The organism is Aeromonas media (assembly GCF_000819985.1).
GTDB lineage: Bacteria > Pseudomonadota > Gammaproteobacteria > Enterobacterales > Aeromonadaceae > Aeromonas > Aeromonas media.
Map to the genome: position 1 here is coordinate 1 of NZ_CDBZ01000151.1, position 6,344 is coordinate 6,344.

Here is a 6,344-nt window from a genome sequence, read left to right on the forward strand (position 1 = left end):
TTGCGGCGGGGAGCAGTCACGTGGCTGTGATACCGAAACCATGGTGCCCGTGCCCAGTGGGAGCGGCGGAGGTCATGGAACAGACACAGCACAGATCACCAGCCTGCAAGTCACCCCCTCGGAGAGCCGTATCCCGGCAGGATTACAACAACAACTGATTGCCCAGGTCACCCTGAGCGATGGCTCGACCGCGGAGGCCACCGCTGATATGACAGTGAACTGGAGCAGCAGTGATGCCAGCATTGCCACCGTCGACGAGACGGGACGTGCCACTGCCGTGGGGGCCGGGATAGCCAGCATCAAGGCCACAGGGACCGGGAATGGCAGGGTCTTTGAGGCAAGCGCCAAACTGGAGGTGACAGATGCCGTTGTCTCCGATCTGACCCTTACCCCGGCGATCGCCACCAGCATGCCGCCCTCGGCATCACAACCGATAGTCATGACCGTCTTTGCCGCCAAGGCGACGCTCTCCGATGGCAGCATCATCGATCTGACCTACAACCCGGCCCTGAGCTGGAGCAGCAGTGATGAGGCCGTCGCCACCGTCAGCAACACGATCGGCAGTAAAGGGGTCGCGACCGCCGTCGGCACGGGGGCCACTACTGTCAGCGCGAGCGGGATGCTCAATGGGCAGAACTTCTCTGCCACCGCAGACTTGACCGTGACCCCGTGACTGGCGTTGTGGTAACGGGTAATCGCCTACCAGTGTGACCATGACGGCAGGGCGCCGGCTCTGCCACTCTTTTCCCTCATCCTCCCTGTGTCACATCGCGTTACCGGGCCCCGCCTGCACCAAGGGGGCACTGCTGATGCGCTCCGCCCATCATCCCATCCAGCTCACTGGGTCCCCCAAGGTTTCGTGGTGTTTGCCAAGGCATGGCCGGGCCAAGCAACGGCGTCATGACGTGGATGGCGATGACGGACAGAAATGGGTGCCACGGCTGTCGCTTTCTCCCTTGACCGGTACGGTGTGCTTCATGGAAGCTCGATCTTTTCCACGGGAGGGTGAAGCGATGTTACGGATCTTGGGCAAGGCGTCGTCAATCAATGTGCGCAAAGTGTTGTGGACCTGCGCCGAGCTGGATCTTCCTTTCGAGCGGGAGGAGTGGGGGAGTGGTTTCCAGTCCACCCGGAGCGCCGAGTTTCTGGCGTTGAACCCGAACGCCATGGTGCCGGTCATCCGGGATGGAGACTTCACCCTGTGGGAATCCAACAGCATCATCCGATATCTGACGACGCGCTATGGTGACGGCTCGCTCTATCCCGCCGAGGCGCGGGCGAGGGCCAGGGTCGATCAGTGGATCGATTGGCAGGCATCGGACTTGAATCGCGCCTGGAGCTACGCCTTCATGTCGCTGGTGAGGCTCTCCTCCGCCCATCAGGACAGACAGGCGATCGAGGCGAGTTGTGTCGAGTGGTCCAGGTATATGCAGATCCTGGACAGGCAGCTCGAGGTCACCGGCGGCTATGTGGCCGGGAGCCGCTTCTCGCTGGCGGACATTCCCATCGGCCTGTCGGTGAATCGCTGGTTTCATACGCCCTTCGAGCGCCCGTCACTCGCGGCGGTGAGCGACTACTACGCGCGATTGAGCGAGCGCCCCGGCTTCTGTCTGTATGGCAATAACGGGATGCCATAAGCGGCAGCGCAAGATCGGCCGCAGTGCCGCACCTGCCAACCTCGATTGGTCAGCGCCTCGCGCCAGAACCCCGGGCCCTGGGCTGGCGACTTGCCCTGTTAGCGGGCGTCGGGGCGAAAGGCGCGGCTCGCCCATAAAAAATCCGAAACACGGGGTTTCGGATCCTGGCCCGCGAGGGGCGTACACGGGGTGTGTCGGGAGGCAGGTCAGCTGCGGATCTTGTTGTAGACAAACAGCACGATCAAGGCACCCACGGTGGCGATGAGGATGCTCGGCAGGTTGAAGCCGGTCACCGTTCCCATGCCGAGCAGAGTGCCGACATAGCCCCCCACCATGGCGCCGACGACCCCCAGGATCACCGTCATGAAGAAACCGCCCCCATCCTTGCCAGGCATGATCCACTTGGCCAGGATGCCGACGATCAATCCCAATACCACCCAGGTCAGAAATCCCATTATCTCGTCCTCATGTGTGTGCACAGACACAGAGTATATGCAGGGTTCAGTGTTGCCTCCTGCCCAAAGAGGGGGGCGTAAGTTGTCATAAGGGCACCCCTTATCTCCGCTGGCAAGGCGTCACTCGGAGAGGGGACGGCTCTCGAGCCGCTGGCCCTGCGGGGAGCAGCTCAGCACCGATCCCTGCTCGAACCAGTCCCCCAGCACGATGCGCCGCGCCGGCTTGCCGTCCAGCATGAAGTCATGGACGGCGGGCCTGTGGGTGTGGCCGTGGATCATCAGGCGGCAGCCGTGTTGGCGCAGCAGGGCATCGACCGCCGCCGGGGTCACGTCCATGATGGTCTGGGACTTGCCGGCATTCTCCATCTGGCTCTGGCCCCGCATCTTGCAGGCGATGGCCTGGCGGCGGGTGAGCGGCAGGCGCAGGAAGAGCCAGCGCAGCCATTTCTGCTGGGTGATGCGGCGAAACTTCTGATAGCCGAGATCCAGGGTGCAGAGCAGATCCCCGTGGCTCAGCAGCACCCGCTCCCCGTAGAGATCGATGACGCAGGGGTCGCCGAGCAGCGTCATGCCCGCCCGCTTGGCAAAGGCCTTGCCCAGCAGGAAGTCGCGGTTGCCGTGGATAAAGTAGATGGGCACGTCCTGCCGGCTCAGGGCCAGGAAGGCCTCGGCCACCTGGCGGTGGAGCGGGTTGGGATCGTCGTCGCCAATCCAGAACTCGAACAGATCACCCAGCACATAGAGGGCATCGGCCTTGGGGGCATCGCGCTCGAGAAAGCGCACCAGTGCGGCTGTCATGTCGGGCCGCTGGGCACAGAGGTGAAGGTCACTGATAAAAAGGGTGCTCATGATGTGGGATGAGTGCTCTTGATGGGATCCGGGCAAAGGGGGGCAGGGGAGCCTGCCGGCGTGGGCGAGTCGCTCAGGGATCGTGCCTGCCAGTGGAGCGTTGCAAGATCGCGCCCCTCCAGGGTCAGCAGCGCGGCGTAAGGATCGCCGCAAAGCCCTAGCAGACGACAGATGGCGGCCTCTCCTTTGAGTCCTTCCCCGAGGCGAAGACGCAGCACGGCCTGATGGAAGTCGTGGCCAAAGTGCCCCAGCAGGGCGGCCATCAGGCTGAGGTGACGCCAGCCGTTGAGCGTCTCAAGCCGGGCCGGGGTGACATAGAGCTCCACCGGCCAGCGCGCCTGGTCCGGGCCGGTCAGGGTCTGCTCCATCAGCCACACCTGGTTCCCCTTGCCCCTGACCGTCCAGCCCTGCTCACGCAAGAGGGCGGCGAGGCACGCGGGGTCCGGGTGCTGGCAGAGGATGTCGAGATCGCTGCCGGGCAGGTCGAGCCCGATGGCGACCGTGCTCACCAGGGCCACGTCCTGGCACAGGCGCCCCAGCGTATCCCACACACCACTGCTTAGCAGGGCGTGGGCGGAGCGCTGGCGGGGATTGCCCCGGGCCAGATAGTCGAGGCGGCGCCAGTTGGCAGGGCTGGCCTGCGCAGATGGAAAAACTGCGGCCGGGGCCGCAGTTTCATCGCTACGCAGTAGAAAACAATCAGTCAGCAAGGGTGACCTTGGTGATGACCACGTCTTCAACCGGTACGTCCTGATGCATGCGGCCTGAGTTGCCGGTCTTGACGCCCTTGATCTTGTTGACCACGTCCATGCCAGCGGTGACTTCACCGAACACGCAGTAGCCGAAGCCCTGGGTGGTGGCGGACTTGAAGTCCAGGAAGTCGTTGTTGTTCACGTTGATGAAGAACTGGGCGCTGGCGGAGTGCGGTTCGCTGGTGCGGGCCATGGCGATGGTGCCAATCTTGTTGGACAGGCCGTTGGCCGCCTCGTTCTTGATGGGGGCGCGGGTCTCTTTCTCTTCAAAGCCAGGAGCATAGCCGCCGCCCTGGATCATGAAGCCGTCGATGACGCGGTGGAAGATGGTGTTGTCGTAGTGACCGTCACGGCAGTATTGCAGGAAGTTGGCCACGGTCTCGGGGGCTTTTTCCGCGTTCAGAGTCAGGGTGATGTCGCCGTGGTTGGTGTGCAGAGTAACCATGATATGTCCTTTCATTTGATGCGGGCGATGAGGTGCCCGCAGGTGTATGGTATAAAGTGGTGGCAATTCTAGCCCATCAGGGGCCTGCGGCATAGATGGCATGGGGGATCCGGCGCTTTTTCTGCCTCGTTTTCTCCACCGGATGCGGTTAGAATGTCAGACCATTTTACTCACAGGCAGTGGTCATAAGATGCTGAAGATATACAACACACTCACTCGTCAAAAAGAAGAATTCAAACCTATCCACCCGGGCAAGGTGGGCATGTATGTGTGTGGCGTCACTATCTACGATCACTGTCATATCGGCCACGGCCGCACCTTCGTCTCCTTCGACGTGGTGGCCCGTTACCTGCGTTACGCCGGTTACGATCTCACCTATGTGCGCAACATCACCGACGTGGATGACAAGATCATCAAGCGCGCCGCCGAGACCCAGGTCACCTGCGACGATCTCACCGAACGTCTGATCGGCGACATGCACCAGGACTTCGACGCCCTCGGCATGCTGCGCCCTGACATCGAACCCCGCGCCACCCAGCACATTGGTGAAATCATCGCCCTGGTCGAAACCCTGCTGGAGAAAGAGCACGCCTACGTGGCGGACAACGGCGACGTCATGTTCATCGTCGAATCCTTCGCCGACTACGGCAAGCTCTCCGGCCAGGATCTGGAGCAGCTGCAGGCCGGCGCCCGGGTCGACGTGGTCGAAGCCAAGCGCAACCCGCTCGACTTCGTGCTGTGGAAGATGTCCAAGCCCGGCGAGCCGACCTGGGACAGCCCCTGGGGCCCGGGTCGCCCCGGCTGGCACATCGAGTGCTCCGCCATGAACTCCAAGCACCTTGGCAACCACTTCGACATCCACGGCGGCGGCTCCGACCTGCAGTTCCCCCACCACGAGAACGAGATCGCCCAGTCCTGCTGCGCCCACGGTGGCGACTACGTCAACACCTGGATGCACAGCGGCATGGTGATGGTGGACAAGGAGAAGATGTCCAAGTCCCTTGGCAACTTCTTCACCATCCGCGACGTCCTGGCCCATTTTGACGCCGAAACCGTCCGTTACTTCCTGATGTCCGGCCACTACCGCAGCCAGCTCAACTACTCGGAAGATAACTTGAAGCAGGCCCGTGCCGCCCTGGAGCGGATGTACACCGCCCTGCGCGATCTGCCGGTGGCCGCCGCCGCCGGTGGCGACGAGCAGGTGGCCCGCTTTGTCGATGCCATGGACGACGACTTCAACACCCCGGAAGCCTACTCCGCCCTGTTCGACCTGGTGCGCGAGATCAACCGCCAGAAGGCCGAAGACATCGCTGTCGCCGCTGGCCTGGGTGCTCGCCTGAGGGAACTGGGCGCCGTGCTCGGCATACTGCAACAGGATCCGGACGCCTTCCTCAAGGGCAATGAAGCGGACGACGAAGTGGCCGAGATCGAGCAACTGATCGCCCAGCGCAATCAGGCCCGCGCCGACAAGAACTGGGCCGCCGCCGACGCCGCCCGCAACCGTCTCACCGAGATGGGCATAGTGCTGGAAGACAGCGCCGGCAAGACCAGCTGGCGCCGCGCCTAAGGCCGGTGGCGCTGCTCGCGTCAACCGGTTGAGCCAATAAAAAAACCGCAGCCCTGTGGCTGCGGTTTTTTTGTGGTCTGCCGGAGGGCTGACACGTTCCCTCTCTCCTGATTGGCATGGCTTCGCCATGCAGGACGCGAGGGCCTTGTCCTCGAAGGGGTTTCGCCCGCCCTTCGGGCTGGGGCGAGTGACTTTTGAAAGACCAAAAGTCACCAAAAGTCTTTTCCCCCGGCAAACCGCCCGCTTCGCGGGTTCCCTCGTCTCGTCCAACGGGTCGGACGGAGCGCCGCAGACGGCACATCCCTGTGCCGGCTGCGGCTGTGCCATCATCCATGATGGCGCTCCTGATCCGTTGAGCTCGACTCGGCGGTTTGCAGGGGGAACCAATACCGTGCCCGCCCGTGGCTTTATCTTTCTGGTCGACTGTTTATTACGCCGTAGGAAGAGAGCTGCGCAAGGGGTTGGCGAAATAGCGTTTTTACTTATAAAAAACTGCGGCCCTTGTGAAGTAAAGCTCACTATATTGAACCGGTTAGGGAAGGTGCGAATAAGCGGGGAAATTCTTCTCGGCTGACTCAGTCATTTCATTTTTTCAGTTTGAGCCGATCTTTTCTCCCGTAAATGCCTTGAATCAGCCTA

General features: G+C 62.2%; 7 protein-coding genes. 3 read left to right on the top strand and 4 right to left on the bottom strand.

Going from position 1 to position 6,344, the window contains the following annotated elements:
• The coding region (locus tag BN1127_RS12955; protein WP_042649747.1) for an Ig-like domain-containing protein at positions 1-673 on the top strand (673 nt) is incomplete at its 5' end.
• A gap of 340 nt (positions 674-1,013) precedes the next feature.
• Entirely contained in the window at positions 1,014-1,637 is a 624-nt protein-coding gene (locus tag BN1127_RS12960; RefSeq protein WP_042649748.1) for a glutathione S-transferase family protein, read from the top strand.
• Between the two features lie 206 nt (positions 1,638-1,843).
• On the opposite strand, the gene BN1127_RS12965 is transcribed toward BN1127_RS12960, so the two are convergent.
• The 4 genes from BN1127_RS12965 to BN1127_RS12980 all read right to left on the bottom strand — a co-directional run bounded on the left by BN1127_RS12965 (position 1,844) and on the right by BN1127_RS12980 (position 4,138).
• On the bottom strand, positions 1,844-2,092 hold the full coding sequence (locus tag BN1127_RS12965) for a GlsB/YeaQ/YmgE family stress response membrane protein (protein ID WP_042649749.1): 249 nt from the start codon (positions 2,090-2,092) through the stop codon (positions 1,844-1,846).
• 120 nt (positions 2,093-2,212) lie between these two features.
• A complete protein-coding gene (gene lpxH / locus BN1127_RS12970) occupies positions 2,213-2,941 on the bottom strand; it encodes a UDP-2,3-diacylglucosamine diphosphatase (protein WP_005330895.1) in 729 nt (242 codons plus the stop codon).
• Positions 2,938-3,651: a DUF4269 domain-containing protein gene (locus tag BN1127_RS12975; protein ID WP_005330897.1), complete on the bottom strand. Its 714-nt coding sequence runs from the start codon at positions 3,649-3,651 to the stop codon at positions 2,938-2,940. The genes lpxH and BN1127_RS12975 overlap by 4 nt, the downstream gene beginning before the upstream one ends.
• Positions 3,641-4,138 carry a peptidylprolyl isomerase gene (locus tag BN1127_RS12980; RefSeq protein ID WP_005330899.1) on the bottom strand — a complete coding sequence of 166 codons (498 nt, stop codon included), beginning with the start codon at positions 4,136-4,138 and terminating at the stop codon, positions 3,641-3,643. Before BN1127_RS12980 ends, BN1127_RS12975 begins: the two co-directional genes overlap by 11 nt.
• A gap of 190 nt (positions 4,139-4,328) precedes the next feature.
• On the opposite strand from BN1127_RS12980, the gene cysS reads away from it, so the two are divergent.
• Positions 4,329-5,705, top strand: a complete 1,377-nt coding sequence (cysS, locus tag BN1127_RS12985) for a cysteine--tRNA ligase (RefSeq protein WP_042649750.1) — start codon at positions 4,329-4,331, stop codon at positions 5,703-5,705.
• Positions 5,706-6,344 lie beyond the last annotated feature (639 nt).